The following is a 21541-nucleotide window of genomic DNA, read 5'->3' as shown; positions in this document are numbered from 1 at the left end:
CGATCGCGATCAAGGAAGGATGGATCATGTCTCTGCCTCAGCCCGTGAAAAGGTCGATTTGCGCTGTCCTTAGCGCGCGTTGTCGCACTTGGCGAGCCAATTCGGCATCTTTTTCGTAATGTTTGACAGGCTCATGACGCAGCGTCATGGGCGAAACCTGCCCCAAACCCTGGGGAATTCCCCTTATTTCCGGATTTCGATCGACACGAACTGGTCAAACCAGCCCCCGGTATCGCCCCGGCGCTTCACCCGGATCAGGATCGGCTGGTTCGGCGTCTGCATCGCGGTGTCCAGGCGCTTGAGCACATCGGAAACCGCGCTGACGGACTGGAAATTCACCTCGACGATGACATCCCCCCGGCGCAGCTTGTTGTAAGCCCGGCCGCGGGTGCTGACACCGGTGACCGCAACCCCGGTCATGTCGCGCGGCGCCCCAAAGCGCCGGCGCACATCATCGTCCAGCGCCACGAGATCGGCGCCCAGATCATTGGACAAGCCAACCGCCTCGGACGGCGCTGTGGCGGCAGGCACATCCTCATCCGGCAGCTCGCCCAGCGTGACGGCAACATCCCGCTGGCGGCCGTCGCGCACGATGCTGAGGGTGATCGCCTTGCCGATAGGCTTCTCGGAGAGCTGGCGTGTCATGTCGCGCACGCCGGCCACCGCGCGGCCATCAATCGACAGGATCAGATCGCCAACTTCCAGCTTCGCCTTGGCCGCGGGGCTGCCATCGGTAATGCGGGTGACGATGGTGCCGCTCTTGCCGGAGGCGCGATACGCCTTGATGAGCGACTCGTCCGCATCCTGCACATTCACCCCGAGCCAGGGACGGTGCACCCGCCCCTCCTTGATGAGCTGCGCGGAAATGCGTTTAACCGTGTTGGACGGCACCGAAAAGCCAAGACCAATGGAGCCGCCCGATTGGGAGATGATGGCGGTGTTCACGCCCACAACCTGCCCATTCAGATTGAACAGCGGACCGCCTGAGTTGCCCTGGTTGATGGCCGCATCGGTCTGGATGAAATTGTCAGACCGCCCCGTATTCAGGTCGCGGCCCGTCGCCGAAATGATACCGGCCGAGACTGACCCGCCAAAGCCGAGCGGGTTGCCGATGGCGATCACCCAGTCCCCCACTTCGGCCCTGTCGCTGTCGCCGAGGTCAACGAAAGGCAGCGGCGTGCGGGAGGTGACTTTCAGCACCGCAATATCGGTATCCCGGTCACGCCCGATGATCTTTGCGTCCAGCGTGCGGCCATCGGAGAAGGTGACCTCGATCGTGTCGGCCTTGTCGATGACGTGGTTGTTGGTGACGATATAGCCATCGGCGCTGATGACGAAGCCGGAGCCGAGCGAGCCCTGGCGCTGGAAGCCATCATCATTGCGGCCGAAATATTCATTGAACCGCTCGGCAGGCGAGCCCTCCGGAAAGGATGGCAGGCGGCTGGCGACAACCTGGGATGTGGAGATGTTCACCACCGCCGGCATCAGGCGTTTGGAAAGCGCGCTGAAGCTTTGGGGCGCCGTCTTGGCATCAACCGGCGCGCCGGGACGGGACAGGCTGCCCGCTGTCTGCGCGAACGTGGCGGGGGCCATGAGTGCCATCAGGGCGATCACCGCAACGGCGGTCCGGTTCATGGTGGAGATGACTCCCTTCACGGTCTTTTCTGCGGCCCGCCCGGCAGATGCCGGCGCGTGCGAATTATTCTGCAAAGCTGACTATGGCGCTTTGGCCGCCAGTTGCAACAGGCTCAGGCTGTGCGAACTGCAAGCATCAGAAGGCCGACGCCGACGGCCGCCACCACCAGCCCGCCAATCGCCAGATCGCGGGGCGGCATGTTGGACAGGAGCTGACCTATGCGGCGCATATAGTCAGGTGCAATGGCGCAGAGCGCCCCTTCCACCAGAAGCCAGACGCCGAAGCCGGCGAGGGCGAGCGTAATCCAGCTCATCGCCTCGCCCGCCCCTGATCAGCGCGTCCCGCCCGCCGCGCGGGCGCTGTCGAAGAACTGGTCACAGACGCCCAATGAACCGGGGCTGACGACCATCTGCGTGCCCTGCTGGATGGCCTTTTCACAAGCGACCAGAGCCCGTTGGAAACGGAAGAACTCAGGGTCCTTGTTATACGCCGTGGCATAGATTTCCGTGGCACGGGCATCGCCCTCACCGCGGATCTTTTCAGCCGCTTCACGCGCTTGGGCCTCGATGACGGTCTTCTCGCGTTCGGCCTGGGCGCGGATCAGGCGGGCCCGCTCCTCCCCTTCCGAACGGATGCGCTGGGCTTCCTGCAGACGCGCCGTCCGCATCCGGTTGTAAACGCCTTCGGCAACTTCCTGCGGCAGGTCTGCCTGGCGGATACGCACGTCGATGACATCGACGCCGGCCCGTTGCAGCTCTTCGTTCACGCTGTCGCGGATGTTGTTCATCAGTGCGGCGCGCTGGCCGGAAATGATCTCCGGCACCGGCACATCACCCAGCGTGGCACGGATGGCCGCAATCGTGATCGTGTTGATCTGGGTTGTGGCTGCCGCTTCGGTGCGGAAGCTCTGATAATAGCGCAGCGGGTCGTTGATCCGCCAGCGGACGAAAGCATCCACCTGCAGGCGGCGCTGGTCGGAGGCGATCACCTGGATGCCTTCGATATCGAGGCCAAGGTTACGCTTATCAAGCACCTGGACCTGCTGATAGACCGGGATTTTCATGTGCAGACCGGCCTGATCGGTACCGGGCGCGTTGATGATCCGCACCGGGCGGCCGACTTCAAGCACGATGGCCTGTTGCGCCTGGCCGACGATGAAGAACACATTCGAGATCACCACCAGACCGATGATGGACAGGATCAGGATGAGCCAACCAAAAGCACGCATCAGCGCTCTCCTCCGCTGTTGGGCTGGGTCCGGACGCGATCAAGCGGCAGATAGGGCACAGCGCCCGAATTCTGGTCGAGGATCAGCTTGTCCGAACGCTCCAGCACACGTTCCATGGTTTCAAGATACATACGCTCGCGCGTGACGCGCGGCGCCTTGCGATACTCTTCATAGATCTGGTCGAAGCGGGCGGCTTCACCGTTTGCATCGGCCACGATCTGATCGCGGTAAGCTTCAGATTCCTGTTGCAGGCGCGAGGCCGTACCGCGGGCCTGCGGAACAACTTCATTGGCAAACTGGGTGGCGCGGTTGGTCAGGGTTTCCGCATCCTGCTCGGCAACGTTCACATCGTTGAACGCCTCGATGACGGGCTGGGGCGGGTCTGCCTTGCCGATCTGCACCTGAAGCACCTGCACACCGGCGCGGTATTCATTCAGAAGCGCCTGGGTCTGTTCGGCCACCTGCTGCTGAACGCGGTCACGCTCTGTCGTGATGATCGCCTGAAGGCGCGTCTTGCCCACCACTTCGCGCATCACCGACTCGGCGACCATGGCGACCGTCGTTTCCGGGTCGCGCACATTGAGCAGGTAGTTTTCCGGGTTCTGCGTATCGACCTTCCAGATGACCGAGAAGTGGATGTCCACAATGTTCTCGTCCTGGGTCAGCATCAGGCTCTGGTCCTGCGTGCGGCCGATGGGGGTTTCCGTGCGGGTTTCCACCTGAATCAGCCGGTGGCTTTCCAGCGGGGCGGGCAGATGGAAATGAAGGCCGGGGCCGTAATTGGCCTGCCACTTGCCAAAGCGGAACACGGCGGCCTGCTGTTCAGGCGCCACAACCACAATGCTGGTGGAGAGCCAGGCGAGCACACCCACGCCCACGATGACCATGATGCCAAGCGGACCGGCGCCACGGCCTGCGCCGCCACTGCCACCACCGCCGCCTTTACGTCCGCCGCCGCCACCATTGCGGCGCTGGCGAAAGCGCTCCTGCATGCGGCGCATCTGTTCTTCCAGGTCCGGCTGTTCCTTGTTCCCGGAATCCTGTTTTCCAGGCCGGTTCCACGGAGAACCACCTTCTCCGCCCCCATTGCCATTACCCGAACCGCCTCCGCCCCAAGGGCCAGAGCCTTTTGTCTTGTCGTCCCAGGGCATTCAGCCTCCTGAAATCTGCGTTTCCCGCCTATATAGAGGCTCTACCACACTCTGCACGCTAAATCGGCTTCCCGGCGCAGCAAAAATGCCGCATTCCGGGGTGCCAGGCCGCCTGCTTCACCCCGCACAAACCGATGTTTGCGCAATTTATGCCCCGTTCTAGCCGAGGAAGTCTTAAATGTTTGGATCAAGGCAGAAGTCCCGGGAGAAACTCGCGGCAGCCGTGCGCAGCGCGCTGGGGGCGCCGGACTGGCTGGAGTCCGTCACTATCGGGGAAGATGGCCGGGCGATCCTGGTGATCCGGGCTGACAGCGGCGACACTGCGGGCGCAGAGGCCCGCCGGATCGAGGCGGAGAACGCCGCCGCGCGCATTCCCGGCATCGAAAAGGTAACCACCGTTCTGACCGCGGAAAAGGCGCCCAATCAGACTCATTCCCATGCCAATTCCGGACAGAACCGGACAAATCCGGACATTCCGCTGACGCCCTCGCCCCCCGCCGGGACACGCCGCGTCACCAAAGGCGCGCGCCTTTCCGACGAGGCGCTGAGCCAGGGCGCCCCGCCGCCGGCCACCCCGATGCGCCCCATTCCGGGCATCGCGCGCATCCTGGTGGTCGCCAGCGCCAAAGGCGGGGTTGGCAAGTCGACCGTCGCGGTGAACCTTGCTGCCGCGATGGCGCGGGCCGGCATGAAGGTCGGCCTGCTGGACGCTGACATCTATGGCCCCTCCATCCCCACCATGCTCGGCACAGTGAACGCGGAACCCGCCACCTCCCCGGCCAAGAAGCTGGTGCCGGTGGAGGCGCATGGCCTGAAGACCCTCTCCATCGGCTACCTCTCAGACCCTGACGCGCCGATGATCTGGCGCGGGCCGATCGTGATGTCGGCGATCACCCAGCTGCTCAACGATGCCGAATGGGGCACGAAGGAAGACCCGCTGGACCTGCTGATCATCGACACCCCGCCCGGCACCGGCGACGCGCAACTTGCCATCGCGCAGAAGGTGCCGGTGACCGCCGCGCTGATCGTGACGACGCCGCAGGAAGTGGCCCTTGCCGATGTGCGCCGGGGCGCGGCGATGTTTGCCAAGACGCATGTGCCCGTGATCGGCATTGCCGAAACGATGAGCTGGTTTGAAGACCCCGCCGGAAACCGCCACTACCTGATGGGCGAAGGCGGCGGGCGGAAGATGGCGCAGGCCCTCGGCCTGCCCCTGCTGGCGGAAATCCCGATGCTGCAGACCATCCGCGAAGCAGGCGACGCGGGCACGCCCGCCGCCCTGTCAAATGGTCCGGCGGCGGATGTTTTCCTGAAACTTGCGCGGAATGTGGCGATTGCGCTGGACGAGCTGGTGACAAAGCCCGCGCCGGAGATTGTGTTTGAGGATTGAGCTCATGACTGCGCCGCATGAGCTGCATGAATTTGTGGTGGTGGACCTTGAGACGACGGGGTTCAGTCCGCGCACTTGTCAGATTATTGAGGTGGGCGCGGTGCGGGTGGATATGGTGACCGGCGCGCGGGTGAGCTTTTCGAGCTTTGTGCAATGTGACGCCGCCCTGCCCTACCACATCACGCGGCTGACCGGGATCAGCAGTGACATGCTGGACGGGGCGCCGGAGGGCGCGCAGGTGGTGGCAGAGCTGGCAGGATTTATCCGTGGGCTGCCGATTGTGGCGTATAATGCCGGGTTTGACATGAGCTTTCTGCGCGCGGCGGCGCCGGAGGTGTTTGAAACCCATCCCGTGGTGTGCGCCCTGCAGGCGGCGCGGCGATACCTGCGCCTGCCTGACTACAAGCTGGCAACCGTGGCGCGGCATTTCGGCGTGGACCAGACCGCCGCCCACCGGGCGCTGGACGATTGCCTGACGACCCTCTCCATATTCGAAGGCATCCGCGCGATCAGCGGGGCGCGGGGATGAGCCTGCCCCGCGTTTATTTTCTCTCGGGGCGGATTGGCGGGTTACGCCTTCGGCAAACCCGCCTACGGTGTGGCGCGACGATGAGAAGGAAGACTGCTCCATGAAACACTTTGCCCTGATGGCCCTGCTCGCCCCTGCCGCGCTGGGCGCGTGCGTGAACATTCAGGATCACGGCCGGCCTGCGCCGAAGGCGTTTCCGATGCCGCCGCCGGAGAAAATGGTGCTGGTGCCAGGCAATCAGCTTTATAGCGCGGCGGTGGGCCATGGGGATACGATCTATCTGGCCGGCGTGATCGGACGGAGCGAGACGGGCGACGTAAAAGAAGCCACGCGCCAGGCGATGGACGCGGTGAAGGGCAATCTGGAGAAGGCGGGGCGCACGATGGATGACCTTCTGAAATGCACCGTGTTCATGACTGACATCGAGCAATATGGCCCGATGAATGAGGTGTATGCGGACTACTTCCCCGCAAACCCGCCCGCGCGGACGGCTGTTGCGGTTTCCGCCCTGCCCTTCGGGGCGCTGGTGGAAGTGGAATGTATCGCGGCGCGGTAGGCGGCGTCAGAACGGGTTCAGCGTATAGCCCTGCTGCTGGAGCTGGGCATGCGCGGTCATCGCCGAGAGGGAGACGGTTACGCCTTCGACCAGATCCTCCGGCGCGGCATCATGCATGACACCTGCCTGGCCGCAGAGGATGATGGAAACCCCGTTTGCCAGAAGGGCCTCCACCAGCGGCGCGCTGGGATTGGGGGCGCCATCCTTCATCACCTTGCGCAGGTCATTGGTGGCCGGGCCGTGGACCACGACCGCAAGGGCCACATTCTCTGCCGGGACACCGGCGGCGGCGGCCATGTTGAGGAAGCGGGCCACACGGTCGAGCGCGGCATTGGCTTTGCCCGGCTCTGCGCCGGCGGCCACATCATAGGCAATCCTGAATTCGGTTTCCGGCGTGAGCGTGGGGTCTGCGACCGGGGCGAACTTGCCATAGCCCGGGATGACCGTGCCTGCGCGGAAATCTTCCGGCCCGGCCAGGGCGGGCACCGCGGCGAGCGCGAAGAGGACGGGCAGAAGGGCGAGTGTGCGGCGCATGGCGATGGCTCCCGGTGGCAAAACGTGACCGGGACCATGGCATGGCTGGCAAAGCTTGGAAACTGCCGATGCAAGAAGATAGGTCCTCTGACGGGCTTTGCCCGCCGAGGGTGACGAAGGTGGAAGGGTCAGGCCCTGGCCATCAGGCGTTGTAGTTCAGCTTCAGGCCCGGCTCTGCCCAGCGGGTTTTGATCAGCTGGCCGGTGCCGGAGGCGCAGATATAGGCGTCGCGCATGTCTGCCCCGCCAAAGGCAATGTTGGTGACGAAGGGGTCGGGGATTTCGGTGAAGGTGGATTTGCCTTCGGGCGTGATGGTCGTGATGCCGCCATAGCCGCCATTCTTGAGGATTGTTGCCACACAGACGTTTCCGGAGGCGGCGACCGCAAGGCTGTCGAAATAGCAAAGCTCTGTCTGCCCTGTAATCACGCGGCCGCGCAGGAAGGGCGGCTTATGGGGCGTGTATTCGCCGGGGCCGGTGAGCGCGAAGCCCCAGAGGCGGGCGGTCATCGTGTCAGCAAAGTAGAGTGTCTTGCCGTCCGGCGACAGGCCGCAGCCATTGGGGGAGATGTGGTGATAGTCCACTTCCTTGATGAGGGAGCCATCGGGCTTTGCGTAATAGACGCCGCCATGATCGCGGTTGCGCGAGAAGCCTTTGCCGAGGTCAGTGAAGTAGAAGCCGCCTTCGGTGTCGAACACGATGTCGTTGGGGCCGCGCAGGGAGTTTCCGTCCACGGCTTCATAGAGGCGGTCCACCTTGCCGGTGGAGAGGTCGATCCGCTCAATACGGCCGCCGGAATAATCGGGCGGGCAATTGCCGGGGATCGTGAGGCCGCCGACCTCATGATATTCAAAGCCGCCATTGTTGCAGCAATAGAGGGCGCCGTCCGGGCCGATAGCGAGGCCGTTGGGGCCGCCGCCCGGCGTGGCGATCACCTCGCGCTTGCCGTTCCAGAGGCGGGAGATGCAGCCCTTCTGGATCTCGACGATGATGACCGAGCCATCTTCCATGACGACTGGGCCTTCGGGAAAACCCAAGCCTGAGGCGACGACTTCAAAATCCATGATGTTTTCCTCCCGGAAGGTTTCTTTTCCGGGAGGGTAAAGCCGGGATGCGGGCAGTGTCCATCACTGCCCCGGCGTGAAGCCGACGGGACCGGTCAGGCGTGGGCGGAAGCGCGATCGAGGCGGAGGATACGGAAGGCGTGGTCATTGCCCTCCCCTGCCGGATGGACGGCCAGCTCGTCCCGGCGCCACTGGCGCATGTCCAGTTCCGGGAACAGCGCGTCGCCTTCGACATCGGTTTCGACCTCGGTGAGGTAGATCCGGTCGGCGAAAGGCAGGGCGAGGTTGTAGATTTCCGCGCCGCCGATGACAAAGGCTTCGTCCTTGCCTTCGCGCGTGGCGATGGCGCGGGCCGCGTTCATGGCCGCCGGGAAGCTGGAATAGACGCGCGCCTCGGCGGCGTCATAGTCCCAGTCGCGCGTCAGCACGATATTCTCGCGGCCAGGCAGCGGGCGTTTGGGGAAGCTTTCCCAGGTCTTGCGGCCCATGATGATGGGCGCGCCCATCGTGGTTGCCTTGAAGAATGCCATGTCATCCTTCAGCCGCCAGGGGAGACGGCCGGATGCGCCGATGACCCGATTGCGCGCCTGCGCAACGATCAGGCAGAGTTTGACTTCGATGGACATTGTTCTTGTTATTATCTTTCACGTCAGTCCGACTGGCGCACTCCCGATTGCCCGCTTCCTCGCCCCGAGTGCATGGTTTAAGCAAGCACCGAAAGCAGCGGCAACTGTATTAAACTGGTACATCGGGGGAACGCTCACAAATGTCTGAACTGGTATCGGTCCTGACCAATGGTCAGCCGCAGTTGATAGGGCCGGCGCTGGGCGCGCTGCTGCTCACATTTTGCGCCATCTGGTTTCTGAACGGACGGTTCTGGGCCTTCATCTATGTGGCGCTGATTCCCTTCCTCAACTGGTCGTTCAGCGTGATTCCCCAGGCTGAGATCATCGCGCCAGGCGGGGATTATGCGCCGGGCGTGGCGCTGCACCCGATGACGATGGTGACCGGGATGGTCTTCGTCATCCGTGACTTCGTGCAACGGGAGATGGGGCACAAGGTGCTGATCCTGATGGCGATCGCGGTGGCGTGGTCGTTTTTCTATTCCTGGCCGGTGATTGCGCTGGCGAGCGGAATTGCCTTTGCCGTGTCGGAATTTGTCGACTGGATGGTCTACACCTTCACGAAATACCGCCTCTCGACCCGCATCCTGATTTCCAGCGCGCTGGCCTCACCGGTGGATACGACGGTGTTCCTCTATGGCGCCGACATTGCCCAGCAGATGCAGCTGGGGGCTGAGCCGGGCAACATGCTGCACCCCGTAAACTGGATTGTTTTTGTTATCGGCAAGATGGTGGGCGCGGTGATCGTTTCATATGTGATCCGCCGCCGCGAGGATATGGGGCTGATCTCGCCCCATGAGGCTTAGATGAATTGCTCGCGGCTATTGCTGAGCCCTGCGGTCTCAGCGCCGTTGTGCCTGCGCGTTGCTTGTGGGGGCCAGATCAATAGGTCCGGATGGCCCCGCCCTTTTGGGGCGAGGCCGGTTGAGAACTACTCCGTTTCCAGAATTTTCTGGCGGAAGAGGAGGCCGGCAAGGGCCGCGCCGATCAGCGGGGCGACGAAGAACAGCCAGAGCTGGGAAATCGCCGTGCCGCCGGCAAACACCGCGGGGCCGAGGCTGCGGGCGGGGTTTACCGACACGCCGGTGACCTGAATGCCGACGATGTGAATGACTGCCAGTGTCAGGCCGATGGCAAGGCCCGCGACCATGCCGGGGGCTGATGTCTGGGTAGACCCCAGGATCACCACCAGGAACAGGAAGGTGGCGACGACTTCAAAGACGAGGGCCGCCACAAGGCTGTATTCTCCGAGATAGCCCGGCCCCCAGCCATTCTGGCCAAGACCGTTGGTGGCCAGATCATACCCGGCCCTGCCCGTTGCGATAAGATAGAGGACGGCCGCGCCGAGGATCGCCCCGATGAACTGGGCCAGCCAGTATTGCAGCATGGAATTCAGCGTCATCCGCCCGGCAATGAACGCGCCGAAGCTGACAGCAGGGTTTACATGACAGCCCGAGATGGGGCCGATGCCATAGGCCATGGCGACGATAGCCAGGCCGAAAGCGAAAGCTATTCCCAGTTGGCCAACCTCGCCTCCCGCGAGAACGGCCGAACCACAACCGAGCAGGACAAGGGCAAAAGTGCCGATAAGTTCAGCAATCAGGGTTTTCATGGATGCCTCCTAGATGGGCCGGGGCGGTCTTAATGCCGCCTCAAGCCAATGTCAGGATGCAGAGCTTCTACCTCTACGGCAAGCATCATTCTGGGGCTTGCCAGAAGAGGCGGTGCCCGCAACTGTCTGCAAGACAAGGAGTTCTGCTGATGTCACGCCTGACCGTCCTTCTCCTGCCAGTTCTGCTGCTGGTTGCCTGCGGGCACAGTCCTGACCGGGATGATAGGGCGGCGCTGGCCAGGGCTGCTGCGCCGGAAGTGGAGAGCACGCCGGGCCCGGGCGCGTATGATCCCCGCCCGGCGGCCCTGCCCTTCCGGCTGGACGTGACGGTTTCAAGCGATGTCAGCCGGGCGCTGGACGCAGTGGGCGCGCAGCTGACCGTGGAGGCGGACTATTTCGGCAAGGCCCGCCGGGGCGAGGCGCTGGTCGATCTGGGACGGGAAGAGCGCCTGATCAGTGTACGCAACCAGTCAATCACCCTGGCGGGGCGTTTTGATGCCGGACAGGTGGCACGCGAGGTGAGCGGTGATCCGCGGGTGAAGGTGAGCGCAGGCGTGGCCCGAAGCGCCGGGCCGGTCGTCTATTGTACGGAGTTCGAGGAAGCCCTGCCGATCGCGGTGGAGACGGGCGGCTTCATCCATTGCGAACTGCTGAGCGAATAGCGCGGCCGGCGCGAGGCAGATGCCTAGGGGCATTTCCCTATTGGATCAGCTGATCGGGGCCGCCAGTTGATAAGAAGGGGCGCACGCGCCCCGGAAATTTCACGCCCAGAGCAAGGAGCCCCTATCATGTCTTCAGGCACCAAGGACTACGCCGCCATCACCGGCGCCATCAATGAAGGCCTGGCCGGCTTGCGGCGCACGGGCGCGGCAGACGCGCTCACCCAGTTCAGCGCCCTCTCCAAGGCCGCCCTTGCCGATGGCGCGCTCGACAAGAAGACCAAGGAACTCATCGCCCTGGCCATCGGCATTTCAAAACAATGCGACGGCTGTATCGGCTTCCATACCAAGGCCCTGAAACGCCTGGGCGCCACGGATGAAGAGGTGGCCGAAACCCTGGCGATGACCGTGTATATGGGCGGCGGACCCAGCCTGATGTATGCGGGCGATGCCTGGACAGCCTGGCAGGCCCTTCAGGAAGACTGAGGCACGCTTCAGACCGCCACGGGCGCCTTGATGTGAGGGTGGGGATTGTAGCCGTCGACGCGGAAATCCTCATACTCCCAGCCGAAAAGATCTTTCTTCTCAGGGTTCAGCCAGATCGTCGGCAGAGGGCGCGGCTCTCGCGACAGCTGCAGCTCTGCTTGCTCCAGATGGTTGAGATAGAGATGCGCGTCCCCGAAAGTGTGGACAAACTCGCCCGGCTCCAGCCCGGTTGCGCGGGCCATCATCAGCGTCAGCAAAGCATAGGAGGCGATGTTGAAGGGCACGCCCAGGAAGACATCGGCCGAGCGCTGGTAAAGCTGGCAGTTGAGCTTGCCATCCATGACATTGAACTGGAACAGGCAGTGGCAGGGCGGCAGGGCCATGTCGTTCACGTCTGCCGGGTTCCAGGCAGAGACGATCAGGCGGCGGGAATTGGGATTGGTGCGGATTTCATTCAGCACCCACTGGATCTGGTCGATGGTTTCGCCGTTCGGGGCGGCCCAGCTGCGCCACTGCTTGCCATAAACGGGGCCGAGATCGCCGTTTTCGTCGGCCCACTCATCCCAGATGGAGACGCCGTTGTCCTTCAGATAGGCGATATTGGTGTCGCCCTTCAGGAACCAGAGCAGCTCGATGATGATGGAGCGCAGGTGCAGCCGTTTGGTCGTGACCATCGGGAAGCCCTCGGAGAGATCAAACCGCATCTGGCGGCCGAAAACACCGATCGTGCCGACGCCGGTCCGGTCGCCGCGCCGGTGGCCGTTTTCCAGAATGTCCTTCATCAGGGCGTGATACTGCTGCATGGGGCGAGGCCTCTCGATTCGCGCGATGGCCAAGTTAACAGATTCCAAACCCCGCGGGCAAATTTCATCATCTCACCCGCACCCGGCAGAAACCCAGATCTGCCATAACCCTGCAATGGCGGGGACGTGGGGGGCACGCATTTGACCCAGATCCCGGCCGCATGGATGGGACAGAGGGTCAAGATGAACACCGGCCGTTTGAATTTTGCTGCGAATGAAAAGGGCAATGTTGCGATGATCGCGGCGCTGACCATCATTCCGATTGTCGCGATTGCAGGCTTTGCCATCGATTTCCAGGTGACAACCACCCAGAAAGCGCGGGTTCAGCAGGCGGTCGACAGCGCGGTTCTGGCCGCGACCAAATCCATGCAGGATGGCAAGGACCAGGCCTACACGCTGAAAGAGGCCAACGATTATTTCACCGGCATCCTGAACCAGCCCAATAACAGTGGCCTGACCTGTTCCAAGATCCAGCTCACTTATATCGAAGACACCGAGGAACTCGAAGGTTTCGCAACCTGTGAGCAGCGCACCACCCTTTCCAATGTGGTGGGCATCAAGAAGCTCGACTTCACCGTCTCCTCCGCCGCCACCTATGGCATCGGCAAGCTGGAAATCGCCTTCGTATTCGACGTGTCGGGCTCGATGAGTTCGAGCAGCCGGATGACCAACCTCAAGGTTGCGGCAAAGGAAGCGGTAAATACGCTGCTGCCGGTTGATGGCTATCCGGGCGACCCCGAAGATGTGCGCCTGGCGATGGTGTCCTATGACACGATGGTCAATGCCGGCCCGTATTTCAAAGCGGTGACCAACAAGGATCCGGTGCGCACGGAAGTATACAAAGGCCCGATCTACGAGAAGACGACCTGCAAGAAACAGAACAAGTCGGGGACGTGCACCGAGTGGAACTACGGGATCAAAGAACATAACGCCACCCGCACCTACAACATCTCCTCCACCTGCGTGTGGGAACGCGAGGGAACCGAGCGGTATACTGATCGCGGTCCTGCGGCTGGCCGGTGGCTGGGATCTGTCTCGGCGACATTTGACCCGTATACGGAGACATGGTCGACCGACAACGGCACCAGCCTCTGGTGCAACTATGATCTTCCGGTTCCGCTGACTTATAACCGCGATGACCTGTTGAACTTCATCAACAAGATGACGCCGCGCGGCAACACGGCCGGCCATATCGGCACGGCATGGGGCTGGTATCTGGTTTCGCCGGAATTCAACAATGTCTGGCCGGCAGGCTCCAAGGCCCTGCCTTATGACGAACCTGATGCCACCAAGGTTGTCATCATGATGTCTGACGGTGAGTACAACCAGATCCGTCCGGGCAGCGGCAACCCGAACTCGGCGACCCAGGCCCGCGCGATCTGCGATGAGATGAAAAAGAAGGAAATTGTGATCTACACGGTGGCTTTCAGCGCGCCCACAGCCGGCCAACAAGTTCTGGCCTATTGCGCCAGCAATCCGGCCTTCGCCTTCAAGCCGAGCAACGGACAGGAACTGACCGAGGCGTACAAGGCCATCGCCCGCTCCATCTCCGACCTGCGGATTTCGCGCTGACCGGACTTCTGCAAACCCTTCTGCCCACAGAGCAGTGACATAGAGATGCGCCTTTGCCGCCCCCTTCTCCGCCTTCGCGTGCTTCCGCGCGCCGAGGGCGGGAATGTGGCAATGATCGCGGCTTTTGTGATCCCCAGCATCCTTGCGATGGCGGGCATTGCCGTCGATCTTCAGAATACGGTGCGCCAGAAATCCAAGGTTCAGGCAGCGCTGGATTCTGCCGTGCTGGCCGGCGCGCTGGGGCGGCAGGCCGGCAATACGCCGGCCGAAGTGAGCAGCGATGTGCAGGTCTATGCGCAGGCCCTGTTCGAGGATCAGGCCGGGGGGCTTACCTGCGAGCCCGTGGCCGTCAGCTTTGACGAGACCAATTTCGACATCCACGGCTCGGTACACTGCGAACAGGTGACCTACATTTCCAGCCTGATCGGCCATGACAAGCTGGAGTTCACCGTCAACTCCACCTCCACCTATGGTGTCGGCAAGCTGGATGTGGCGTTCATATTTGACGTGTCCGGATCAATGAACAGCTATAACCGGCTGGCGCAGCTGAAGACGGCAGCGGTCGCGGCCATCGACGAACTGCTGCCCGACAGCCGGGAGCGGGACGGGACGGTGCGCCTGGCCATCGCCAGCTATAACCACTCGCTCAATGCCGGGCCCTATATCAACCAGGTGACCGAGACGGTTACCCTATCCGCTGACGGATCAAATTCGACCGCCCAGAGCCGCTATAACAGCCACAACACCAAGCGGATGATCGATCAGGACAGCGGGCGGCGCTTTTTCTATTATCAGGCCGGCACCTGTTCGAGCTGGAGCTGCGGGCGCAATTCGAGCTGGACCTGGAATACCCAGCGCCGGTTCTTTGCCGATACCGGGCTCAGCGACCGCTGCGTGCATGAACGCACCGGCACGCAGGCCGCCACCGATGCGGCGCCCGGCGCCGGCGCCTGGATCGGCGCGGGCAATCCGCGCTGGAACTTCTCTGCCGGCAGCACCAGCAAATATGATGGCTGGCAGAATGTCGAAAACCAGAACGCAACCGGGTATGGCGTGGGCGCCTATGAAGGGCGCCATGGCACCTGCATGCCCTCTGGCCCCGTGCCGCTGACCGAGGACAAGACGGCCCTCAAGGCGCATGTGAACGGCCTGATCGCCGAAGGCGGCACGGCGGGGCATCTGGGCATTGCCTGGGGCTGGTATCTGGTTTCGCCGGAATGGGCCGGCATCTGGCCGGAAGCCTCCGCGCCCCTGCCCTACCGGGAACCGCAAACCTCCAAGGCCGTGATCCTGATGACCGACGGAGAGTTCAACGTTCAGCACCCCACCGCCTCCAAGGACTCGTTCCGCCAATCGATGGATCTGTGCGACGCAATGAAGGCCTCCACCCGCCGGATCCAGATTTACACCGTTGGCTTTCAGGTGCCCTCCGGCGTGCAGCGCACCGGCGATGGGCGCACCATCCTGGAATATTGCGCCACCTCCCCCAGCCACGCCTTCAGCGCCGATAATGGCGAGGAGCTGATCGAGGTTTACCGCTCCATTGCCCGCTCGATTTCGGACCTGCGTCTGAAACAGTGAACGGGCACCATTGCCGCAAGCCGCGCAGGCTGGCAGACGGAGCGCCATGTTTGCCTGGATCCCCAACGCCCTGACGATTTCCCGCTGCGTGTTTGCGGCGCTAGTTCTGTTTGCTGCCTTCAAGGCGTCTGGCATCGAGCCGCTGCTGGCGGACGCCGGGGTGACGGGGCTGGAGCGTCAGCGCTACGCCACCTTCCAGCAGCTGTGGCATCAGTTCGGCCTGCTGGCGTTCATCTCGGGCATGCTCACCGATTTCCTGGATGGCTGGGCGGCGCGCGCCTTCAAGGCGGAGAGCCGGTTTGGCGTCTGGCTTGACCCCATCGCCGACAAGCTGCTGGTGGGGGCGGCGCTGATCGCGCTGGCCCTCGCGCTGAAAACCTGGCTGATCTACATCCCCGCCGCGCTGATCCTGGCGCGGGACGTGTTCATGACCTGGCTGCGTACGCGGCCGGAAGCGGCCGGGATCGTCGCCCCCTCCAGGCTGGCGAAATGGAAAACGGCAGCCGAGATGATGGCGATTACCGGGCTGATGCTGCCGCTGGCGCTGTGGCCGATGCCGGAAGCCCCGGCAGGCGGCGACGGGCTGCATTGGAGCACGCTGGTGACCGGGGCGCTGGTGCTGGGCCTCTGGGTGGCTGCCGCGCTCTCCCTGCTGACCGGCGCGCAATATGTCAAAGCCATCAAGGGCGGCCAGCGCTGAACACGAAAACGCCGGTCTGGGGAAGCAGACCGGCGCTGACGTCGATGGACGGGCTTATGCGCGGGAGAGTGCGGGCCGCCGATTTGCAGGGTCGTCATCATTCATGGCGGGAGGGGTAAACCCGACATGCGCCCAGATTACGCCTTAATTCTTAACCGGGCATTAACGCCTGCCTTTCGGTCTTTTAACCAAAAATCCAGGGGCCTCCGCGAAGGCGCCCGGCTTCAGCCACAATCGGGGTGAAGCTGGGCGGGCCATGACCCAGCGCCGCTCAACCCATCGCCGCCGCCCGCAGCCCAACATTATCGCGGTCCTTTTCGCGATGCTCGCCTTCCTCTGCCTGCCGGCGCTGTTTGCGTTTGCCCATGCCGAAGCTGTGCCGCAGACGGCCCGCTCCCGCGCGGCATATGAGGCACAGGCGAGCGGCGTGAAGGCCGCACTGGCAGAAAAGGGCCTTGCCCTGGGCAGCCCGGTTTTTCTGCAGATCACCAAGCAGCCAGCGGAGCTGACTGCCTATGTTCAGGACACAGACGGCCTTTTCCAGCCCTACCGGACCTGGCCGGTCTGCGCGATGTCCGGCGGGCTGGGCCCAAAGATGCGCGAGGGCGACCTGCAGGCGCCGGAGGGGTTTTACACGGTGAGGCCCGGCCAGATGAATCCGGCCTCCAGCTTTCACCTCTCGTTCAATCTCGGCTATCCCAACGCCTTCGACCGGGCCAATGGGCGCACCGGCAGCTTCCTGATGGTACACGGATCATGTGTCTCGGTGGGCTGTTTTGCGATGACCGATCCGGTGATCGAGGAAATCTGGACGCTGATGCAGGCAGCCTATGAAGGCGGGCAGAGCGACGTGAAGGTTCACATCTTCCCCTTCCCGATGACGCAGGCGAACATGGATGCGCATTCGGCCAGCGAACATGCCGCTTTCTGGCAAAGCCTGAAGCCCGCCTGGGAGAGCTTTGCGGCGAGCGGCAAGGTTGCGTCCGTGAGCGTTCGCGGCGGCGCCTATCAGGTGCGCGGCGCCCAATAGGGCGAGACCGGCAGGCCGCCATAGAGTTCTTCCAGCCGCAGGCGCGTGCCATTGGTGATCCCCTCTGGCGGGGCTGCCGGGTTGACCCAGGCGGTCTCTGCGATTTCCCCACGCGAGGTGGCTTTGACCGGTTCCCAGCTGCCCCAGGGCACCCGGTAGAAGAGGACGTGATCGTTGGGAAAGTTGTGATGGTTTGAGTAGACACTGACGAGCCGGGGCTCTGTGACGAGCTTCACGCCCGCTTCCTCGACCAGTTCGCGCTGAAGTGCGTCCAGCGCCGGCTCGCCCCGCTCGATACCGCCGCCGGGCATGAACCAGCCGTGCATGTAAGTGTGACGCACCAGGAAGACATGCCCGGCCTCATTCTCCACCGCCGCACGGACGCCGAGTGTCATCGGGCGGCTGAGACGGAACCAGGACTGGAAAAGGCGGGTACGGATCTTGGACATTTCCGGTCATCTCCGGACAAATTCGGACGCCCTGTATCCTTGGAAGAAGAGGGCGGCCGTCAAGTCCGTATGGCGGATGGCGCCGGTGGCTTCGGCGGCAACAACCGGCTTGGCCTTATAGGCGATGCCGAGGCCGGAGGCGCGGATCATATCCAGATCATTGGCCCCGTCGCCCATGGCGATCGCGTCTTCCGGAGTGGCGCCGAGCGCCGCGACGGCTGCAATCAGGGCGGCGCGCTTGGCTTCGCGGCCAAGGATGGGCCGGCCGACTTCGCCGGTGAGAGCCGCGCCGTCATCCATCAGCGTGTTGCCCTGATGGCTTTCAAAGCCTGCGAGTTCGGCCACGCGGGAGGTGAAATAGGTGAAGCCGCCGGAGACGAGCAACGTGCGGGCGCCATGGGCCTTCATGGTGGCGATCAGCGTGCGGGCGCCGGGATTGAGGGTGATGCGTTCCTCAAGCGTGCGCGTCAGGGCGCTGAGCGGAAGGCCTTTCAGCATTGAGACGCGCTCTGTCAGGGCCGCCTCAAAATCCAGCTCGCCGCGCATGGCGCGTTCGGTGATTTCCGAGATCTTGGCTTTCAGACCCACGGCGTCAGCGATCTCGTCGATGCATTCCTGGCCGATGATGGTGGAGTCCATGTCGGAGATGAGGAGGCGCTTCTTGCCGAACCGGGCAGCCGGCATGATCGCGGCATCGACCGGCCCAGCCGCTTCGATCTGGCGGCGCAGCGCTGCGGCCCCTTCTCCGCTGGCGGCGAAAGGCAGGAAACCGGCATGGAGGGGAGACCCGTCAGCCAGGGAGGTCCATTCGCCTGCCTCCCCGCCGGCCGCCTTGACGGCGGAGGCGGCAAGTGCCGGGAGGCGGACGTCTGCCGCGCTGGCGGCTGCCACCAGAACCCAATCCATCTTCATGCCGGAGGCCCTCTTGAAAACTCGCCGTCTCTAGGTGGCTTTCCTCAAGGCCCGCAAGTCCTTAGTTGTACCAGATGCACCCTGCCATCCTGATACACGGCCCGACGGCCAGCGGAAAAACCGCCCTTGCAATAGAAGTCGCCCGTAAGCTGGGCGGGGAGGTAATCAATGCCGATTCCATGCAGGTTTACCGCGACCTGCAGGTAATTTCTGCCCGTCCGACCGAGGAAGAGATGGACGGCGTGCCGCATCATCTGTTCGGCTATGTGGACGCGGCAGCCCGCTATTCGACCGGCGAATGGCTGGAGGCGGCCCGCGGCGTGCTGAAAAAATTGCAGCGCCAGAACAAGCATGCGGTGATCGTGGGCGGCACGGGGCTCTACCTGCTCGCCCTCACGCAGGGGCTTTCCGATATCCCGCCGGTGCCCGACGATATCCGGGCCGAAGTGAAGCAGATTTCCGACACCGAGGGCGCTGACGGGTTGCGGGCCCGCCTCGCCCCGCATGATCCGGACCTGGCAGAGCGGCTGGGCACCGGCGACAAGCAGCGCCTGGCGCGGGCCTATGAAGTGTGGCTGGCAACCGGGCGCCCGCTCAGCGATTTCCAGACCGAGCGCCAGCCGCCGGTGCTGAAGGATGGCGAATGGGTAGGCTATGCCCTCACCCCGCCCCGCCCTGCCCTCTACAAGAAGATCGACCGGCGGTTTGAAGGGATGCTGATGCAGGGCGCGATGGCCGAGGCCGAAGCGCTGGTGGCACGCAATCTCGATCCGGAACTGCCGGCCATGAAAGCCCATGGCATGCCCTGGATTGCCGCCTTCGTGCGCGGCGAGATCAGCGCCGAAGAGGCGGCCGAGAACGCCAAACGCGACACAAGACGTTATGCCAAAAGGCAATTTACCTGGATCGGGCGGCAATTTCCCTTCTGGCCGCGCATCCCTTCCCCTGAAATCGGGGACCGCATGAGGGTTATTTTTGCCCTCTATCGTGAGATTGACACGGCTCACACGGAAGATTATGCCTGAAGTCCCAGAATTGAGGAAACGCAAAGTGCGCGTCAGAAACGTAGTAATTCTTAAGTGCCCGTAGCTGCCCTTCGACCAGGCAGTTGCGGGTGCGCGCACAAAAGGGCTTCCTCCGGAGGCCCTTTTTCTTTTGGCCGAGCCCTCTTTTAACCCTACGCAGAAAACCCCCTCCCGGAAGCTGAAGCCCATGACCACCAAGACGAAGGCCAAGCCCGCCGCTGACACGGCAGAAATCTCCACCCCGCGCATGATGACCGGCGCGCAGATCGTCGTGGAGGCCCTTCGGGAGCAGGGCGTATCGGTAATGTTCGGCTATCCCGGCGGCGCAGTGCTACCGATTTATGATGCGCTCTACGGGCAGGAGGAGATCCGCCACATTCTGGTGCGCCATGAACAGGGCGCAGGCCATGCCGCCGAAGGCTATGCCCGCTCCACCGGCAAATGCGGCGTGGCGCTCGTCACCTCCGGCCCCGGCGCAACGAATATGGTGACCCCGATCACCGATGCGATGATGGATTCGATCCCCATGGTCGTCATCACCGGACAGGTGCCCACACATCTGATCGGCACCGACGCGTTCCAGGAATGCGACACCACCGGCATCACCCGCACCTGCGCCAAGCACAACTATCTGGTCACCGATGTGAACCAGCTGGCGCGGACCATCCATGAGGCATTCTACATTGCCACAAATGGCCGCCCCGGCCCGGTCGTCATCGATATTCCCAAGGACATCCAGTTTGCCACCGGCCCCTATATCGGCAAGGCGGGCATTCTGAAGCCGACCTATGTGCCCCAGACCGAGCCTGCGCCTGAGGCAATCAAGGCGGTGGTGGACCTGATCACCAAATCCTGGCGGCCTGTGCTCTATACCGGCGGCGGCGTGATCAATTCCGGGCCGCGCGCGTCCAAACTGCTGCGCGACTTGCAGGCCGCAACCGGCATTCCGGTGACCTCCACCCTGATGGGCCTGGGCGCCTTTCCCTCCTCCAGCCCGGACTGGCTGGGCATGGTGGGTATGCATGGCGCCTTTGAAGCCAACAATGCGATGCATGATTGCGACCTGATGATCTGTGTCGGCGCGCGGTTTGATGACCGGGTGACCGGCCGGGTGGACGCGTTCTCGCCCAAGTCCAAGAAGGTTCACATCGACATTGACGCCTCCTCGATCAACAAGATCGTGCGGGTGGATGTGCCGGTGCTGGCTGACTGCGCAGAGGCGCTGGAAGCGATCCTGAAGGAGCTGAAGGCGCGCAAGGCGAAGCTGCCCGACCTTTCGGCCTGGAAGGAGCAGATCGATACCTGGCGCGACCGCCGGTGCTTTGCCTACAAGGGTTCCAATGAGGTGATCAAACCGCAATATGCGGTCGAGCGCCTTTATGAGCTGACCAGGGACCGGGACACCTACATCACCACCGAAGTGGGCCAGCACCAGATGTGGGCGGCGCAGTTCTATCATTTCGAGGAGCCCAATCGCTGGATGACGTCCGGCGGGCTGGGCACGATGGGCTACGGCCTTCCCGCCGCTGTCGGCGTGCAGGCAGCCCATCCCGGCGCCCTTGTCATCGACATTGCGGGGGAAGCCTCGATCCAGATGATGATGCAGGAGCTTTCCACCGCCGTTCAGCACATGCTGCCGGTGAAGGTGTTCATCCTCAACAATGAATGGATGGGCATGGTGCGCCAGTGGCAGGAATTGCTGCATGGGGAGCGCTATTCCCATTCCTACTCGGAAAGCCTGCCGGACTTTGTGAAGCTTGCCGACGCGCTGGGCGCCCATGGCATCCGCTGTGACGATCCGGCTGAGCTGGACGCGAAGATCCTGGAGATGGTGAACCATCCCGGACCGGTGCTGTTCGATTGCCGGGTGGAGCGGGCGGAAAACTGCCTGCCGATGATTCCGTCGGGATCAGCGCACAACCAGATGATTCTCGGTGAAATAACGGGTAACGAAATCGGAGAGGCCGGCCGCAGGCTGGTCTGACGGTCTGCGACCGGAACC

General features: G+C 63.1%; 23 protein-coding genes. 12 read left to right on the top strand and 11 right to left on the bottom strand.

The window, feature by feature from the left end:
- Positions 1–183: 183 nt before the first annotated feature.
- The 4 genes from BBF93_RS01280 to hflK all read right to left on the bottom strand — a co-directional run bounded on the left by BBF93_RS01280 (position 184) and on the right by hflK (position 3865).
- The gene (locus tag BBF93_RS01280) at positions 184–1635 is read right to left on the bottom strand and encodes a Do family serine endopeptidase (RefSeq protein ID WP_035593873.1); all 1452 of its coding nucleotides are present in this window, start codon (positions 1633–1635) and stop codon (positions 184–186) included.
- A gap of 113 nt (positions 1636–1748) precedes the next feature.
- Positions 1749–1949, bottom strand: a complete 201-nt coding sequence (locus BBF93_RS01275) for a DUF2065 domain-containing protein (RefSeq protein ID WP_035593871.1) — start codon at positions 1947–1949, stop codon at positions 1749–1751.
- Between the two features lie 18 nt (positions 1950–1967).
- Positions 1968–2864 carry a protease modulator HflC gene (gene hflC / locus BBF93_RS01270; protein WP_035593869.1) on the bottom strand — a complete coding sequence of 299 codons (897 nt, stop codon included), beginning with the start codon at positions 2862–2864 and terminating at the stop codon, positions 1968–1970.
- A complete protein-coding gene (hflK, locus tag BBF93_RS01265) occupies positions 2864–3865 on the bottom strand; it encodes an FtsH protease activity modulator HflK (RefSeq protein ID WP_233349233.1) in 1002 nt (333 codons plus the stop codon). Before hflK ends, hflC begins: the two co-directional genes overlap by 1 nt.
- Before the next feature lie 328 nt (positions 3866–4193).
- Between hflK and BBF93_RS01260 the strand changes: the two genes are divergently transcribed.
- The 3 genes from BBF93_RS01260 to BBF93_RS01250 all read left to right on the top strand — a co-directional run bounded on the left by BBF93_RS01260 (position 4194) and on the right by BBF93_RS01250 (position 6490).
- Positions 4194–5405, top strand: coding sequence for an Mrp/NBP35 family ATP-binding protein (locus BBF93_RS01260; RefSeq protein ID WP_114104767.1), 1212 nt, complete (start codon positions 4194–4196; stop codon positions 5403–5405).
- A gap of 4 nt (positions 5406–5409) precedes the next feature.
- Complete coding sequence (locus tag BBF93_RS01255) at positions 5410–5934, top strand: PolC-type DNA polymerase III (RefSeq protein ID WP_114104766.1); 525 nt, start codon at positions 5410–5412, stop codon at positions 5932–5934.
- A gap of 100 nt (positions 5935–6034) precedes the next feature.
- The gene (locus tag BBF93_RS01250; RefSeq protein ID WP_051612175.1) at positions 6035–6490 is read left to right on the top strand and encodes a RidA family protein; all 456 of its coding nucleotides are present in this window, start codon (positions 6035–6037) and stop codon (positions 6488–6490) included.
- 6 nt (positions 6491–6496) lie between these two features.
- Here BBF93_RS01250 and BBF93_RS01245 read toward each other — a convergent pair whose 3' ends face one another.
- The 3 genes from BBF93_RS01245 to BBF93_RS01235 form a co-directional block, all read right to left on the bottom strand.
- Positions 6497–7024: a DsrE family protein gene (locus tag BBF93_RS01245; RefSeq protein WP_114104765.1), complete on the bottom strand. Its 528-nt coding sequence runs from the start codon at positions 7022–7024 to the stop codon at positions 6497–6499.
- Positions 7025–7166: 142 nt separating this feature from the next.
- A complete protein-coding gene (locus tag BBF93_RS01240) occupies positions 7167–8087 on the bottom strand; it encodes an SMP-30/gluconolactonase/LRE family protein (RefSeq protein ID WP_114104764.1) in 921 nt (306 codons plus the stop codon).
- 95 nt (positions 8088–8182) lie between these two features.
- Positions 8183–8713, bottom strand: coding sequence for a dihydrofolate reductase (locus BBF93_RS01235; protein ID WP_114104763.1), 531 nt, complete (start codon positions 8711–8713; stop codon positions 8183–8185).
- Between the two features lie 140 nt (positions 8714–8853).
- Here BBF93_RS01235 and BBF93_RS01230 point away from each other — a divergent pair, with 140 nt between their 5' ends.
- Complete coding sequence (locus tag BBF93_RS01230) at positions 8854–9516, top strand: VUT family protein (protein WP_035593855.1); 663 nt, start codon at positions 8854–8856, stop codon at positions 9514–9516.
- A gap of 125 nt (positions 9517–9641) precedes the next feature.
- Here the strand turns inward: BBF93_RS01230 and aqpZ are convergent, their stop codons facing one another.
- On the bottom strand, positions 9642–10322 hold the full coding sequence (gene aqpZ, locus BBF93_RS01225) for an aquaporin Z (RefSeq protein WP_114104762.1): 681 nt from the start codon (positions 10320–10322) through the stop codon (positions 9642–9644).
- 149 nt (positions 10323–10471) lie between these two features.
- On the opposite strand from aqpZ, the gene BBF93_RS01220 reads away from it, so the two are divergent.
- Complete coding sequence (locus BBF93_RS01220; RefSeq protein ID WP_114104761.1) at positions 10472–10984, top strand: hypothetical protein; 513 nt, start codon at positions 10472–10474, stop codon at positions 10982–10984.
- Positions 10985–11110: 126 nt separating this feature from the next.
- Positions 11111–11467, top strand: coding sequence for a carboxymuconolactone decarboxylase family protein (locus BBF93_RS01215; protein ID WP_114104760.1), 357 nt, complete (start codon positions 11111–11113; stop codon positions 11465–11467).
- An 8-nt stretch (positions 11468–11475) separates the two neighbouring features.
- Here the strand turns inward: BBF93_RS01215 and BBF93_RS01210 are convergent, their stop codons facing one another.
- Positions 11476–12270 (bottom strand): thymidylate synthase, encoded by a 795-nt coding sequence (locus BBF93_RS01210; protein WP_114104759.1) that lies wholly within the window; start codon positions 12268–12270, stop codon positions 11476–11478.
- A gap of 183 nt (positions 12271–12453) precedes the next feature.
- On the opposite strand from BBF93_RS01210, the gene BBF93_RS01205 reads away from it, so the two are divergent.
- The 4 genes from BBF93_RS01205 to BBF93_RS01190 all read left to right on the top strand — a co-directional run bounded on the left by BBF93_RS01205 (position 12454) and on the right by BBF93_RS01190 (position 17153).
- Positions 12454–13842, top strand: coding sequence for a TadE/TadG family type IV pilus assembly protein (locus tag BBF93_RS01205; protein ID WP_162786362.1), 1389 nt, complete (start codon positions 12454–12456; stop codon positions 13840–13842).
- A gap of 111 nt (positions 13843–13953) precedes the next feature.
- Positions 13954–15423, top strand: coding sequence for a pilus assembly protein TadG-related protein (locus tag BBF93_RS01200; RefSeq protein WP_162173992.1), 1470 nt, complete (start codon positions 13954–13956; stop codon positions 15421–15423).
- A 46-nt stretch (positions 15424–15469) separates the two neighbouring features.
- Positions 15470–16123, top strand: a complete 654-nt coding sequence (gene pgsA / locus BBF93_RS01195) for a CDP-diacylglycerol--glycerol-3-phosphate 3-phosphatidyltransferase (protein WP_114104757.1) — start codon at positions 15470–15472, stop codon at positions 16121–16123.
- A gap of 256 nt (positions 16124–16379) precedes the next feature.
- A complete protein-coding gene (locus tag BBF93_RS01190; protein ID WP_114104756.1) occupies positions 16380–17153 on the top strand; it encodes a murein L,D-transpeptidase family protein in 774 nt (257 codons plus the stop codon).
- Here BBF93_RS01190 and BBF93_RS01185 read toward each other — a convergent pair.
- Both BBF93_RS01185 and serB read right to left on the bottom strand, forming a co-directional pair.
- The gene (locus BBF93_RS01185) at positions 17132–17602 is read right to left on the bottom strand and encodes an NUDIX domain-containing protein (protein WP_114104755.1); all 471 of its coding nucleotides are present in this window, start codon (positions 17600–17602) and stop codon (positions 17132–17134) included. The two genes, BBF93_RS01190 and BBF93_RS01185, sit on opposite strands and share 22 nt — an antisense overlap.
- 6 nt (positions 17603–17608) lie before the next feature.
- Positions 17609–18508, bottom strand: a complete 900-nt coding sequence (serB, locus tag BBF93_RS01180) for a phosphoserine phosphatase SerB (RefSeq protein ID WP_114106964.1) — start codon at positions 18506–18508, stop codon at positions 17609–17611.
- A gap of 80 nt (positions 18509–18588) precedes the next feature.
- Here serB and miaA point away from each other — a divergent pair, with 80 nt between their 5' ends.
- On the top strand, positions 18589–19539 hold the full coding sequence (miaA, locus tag BBF93_RS01175) for a tRNA (adenosine(37)-N6)-dimethylallyltransferase MiaA (RefSeq protein ID WP_035593835.1): 951 nt from the start codon (positions 18589–18591) through the stop codon (positions 19537–19539).
- Positions 19540–19726: 187 nt separating this feature from the next.
- Positions 19727–21523, top strand: a complete 1797-nt coding sequence (locus BBF93_RS01170) for an acetolactate synthase 3 large subunit (protein ID WP_233349231.1) — start codon at positions 19727–19729, stop codon at positions 21521–21523.
- Positions 21524–21541 lie beyond the last annotated feature (18 nt).

The organism is Hyphomonas sp. CACIAM 19H1, assembly GCF_003325995.1.
GTDB lineage: Bacteria > Pseudomonadota > Alphaproteobacteria > Caulobacterales > Hyphomonadaceae > Hyphomonas > Hyphomonas polymorpha.
This window is presented reverse-complemented; position numbering and strand designations above follow the sequence as displayed.

What these genes read in the sequence shown, in the direction of transcription:
- BBF93_RS01210 (WP_114104759.1), bottom strand. Translation starts at nt 12,270, where the DNA reads ATGCAGCAGTATCACGCCCTGATGAAGGACATTCTGGAAAACGGCCAC.
- BBF93_RS01220 (WP_114104761.1), top strand. Translation starts at nt 10,472, where the DNA reads ATGTCACGCCTGACCGTCCTTCTCCTGCCAGTTCTGCTGCTGGTTGCC.
- BBF93_RS01205 (WP_162786362.1), top strand. Translation starts at nt 12,454, where the DNA reads ATGAACACCGGCCGTTTGAATTTTGCTGCGAATGAAAAGGGCAATGTT.
- hflK (WP_233349233.1), bottom strand. Translation starts at nt 3,865, where the DNA reads ATGCGCCGCATGCAGGAGCGCTTTCGCCAGCGCCGCAATGGTGGCGGC.
- BBF93_RS01185 (WP_114104755.1), bottom strand. Translation starts at nt 17,602, where the DNA reads ATGTCCAAGATCCGTACCCGCCTTTTCCAGTCCTGGTTCCGTCTCAGC.
- BBF93_RS01230 (WP_035593855.1), top strand. Translation starts at nt 8,854, where the DNA reads ATGTCTGAACTGGTATCGGTCCTGACCAATGGTCAGCCGCAGTTGATA.
- BBF93_RS01200 (WP_162173992.1), top strand. Translation starts at nt 13,954, where the DNA reads ATGATCGCGGCTTTTGTGATCCCCAGCATCCTTGCGATGGCGGGCATT.
- BBF93_RS01255 (WP_114104766.1), top strand. Translation starts at nt 5,410, where the DNA reads ATGACTGCGCCGCATGAGCTGCATGAATTTGTGGTGGTGGACCTTGAG.
- BBF93_RS01260 (WP_114104767.1), top strand. Translation starts at nt 4,194, where the DNA reads ATGTTTGGATCAAGGCAGAAGTCCCGGGAGAAACTCGCGGCAGCCGTG.
- miaA (WP_035593835.1), top strand. Translation starts at nt 18,589, where the DNA reads ATGCACCCTGCCATCCTGATACACGGCCCGACGGCCAGCGGAAAAACC.
- hflC (WP_035593869.1), bottom strand. Translation starts at nt 2,864, where the DNA reads ATGCGTGCTTTTGGTTGGCTCATCCTGATCCTGTCCATCATCGGTCTG.
- BBF93_RS01240 (WP_114104764.1), bottom strand. Translation starts at nt 8,087, where the DNA reads ATGGATTTTGAAGTCGTCGCCTCAGGCTTGGGTTTTCCCGAAGGCCCA.
- BBF93_RS01170 (WP_233349231.1), top strand. Translation starts at nt 19,727, where the DNA reads ATGACCACCAAGACGAAGGCCAAGCCCGCCGCTGACACGGCAGAAATC.
- BBF93_RS01190 (WP_114104756.1), top strand. Translation starts at nt 16,380, where the DNA reads ATGACCCAGCGCCGCTCAACCCATCGCCGCCGCCCGCAGCCCAACATT.
- pgsA (WP_114104757.1), top strand. Translation starts at nt 15,470, where the DNA reads ATGTTTGCCTGGATCCCCAACGCCCTGACGATTTCCCGCTGCGTGTTT.
- BBF93_RS01250 (WP_051612175.1), top strand. Translation starts at nt 6,035, where the DNA reads ATGAAACACTTTGCCCTGATGGCCCTGCTCGCCCCTGCCGCGCTGGGC.
- BBF93_RS01280 (WP_035593873.1), bottom strand. Translation starts at nt 1,635, where the DNA reads ATGAACCGGACCGCCGTTGCGGTGATCGCCCTGATGGCACTCATGGCC.
- aqpZ (WP_114104762.1), bottom strand. Translation starts at nt 10,322, where the DNA reads ATGAAAACCCTGATTGCTGAACTTATCGGCACTTTTGCCCTTGTCCTG.
- BBF93_RS01215 (WP_114104760.1), top strand. Translation starts at nt 11,111, where the DNA reads ATGTCTTCAGGCACCAAGGACTACGCCGCCATCACCGGCGCCATCAAT.
- BBF93_RS01245 (WP_114104765.1), bottom strand. Translation starts at nt 7,024, where the DNA reads ATGCGCCGCACACTCGCCCTTCTGCCCGTCCTCTTCGCGCTCGCCGCG.
- BBF93_RS01235 (WP_114104763.1), bottom strand. Translation starts at nt 8,713, where the DNA reads ATGTCCATCGAAGTCAAACTCTGCCTGATCGTTGCGCAGGCGCGCAAT.
- serB (WP_114106964.1), bottom strand. Translation starts at nt 18,508, where the DNA reads ATGGATTGGGTTCTGGTGGCAGCCGCCAGCGCGGCAGACGTCCGCCTC.
- BBF93_RS01275 (WP_035593871.1), bottom strand. Translation starts at nt 1,949, where the DNA reads ATGAGCTGGATTACGCTCGCCCTCGCCGGCTTCGGCGTCTGGCTTCTG.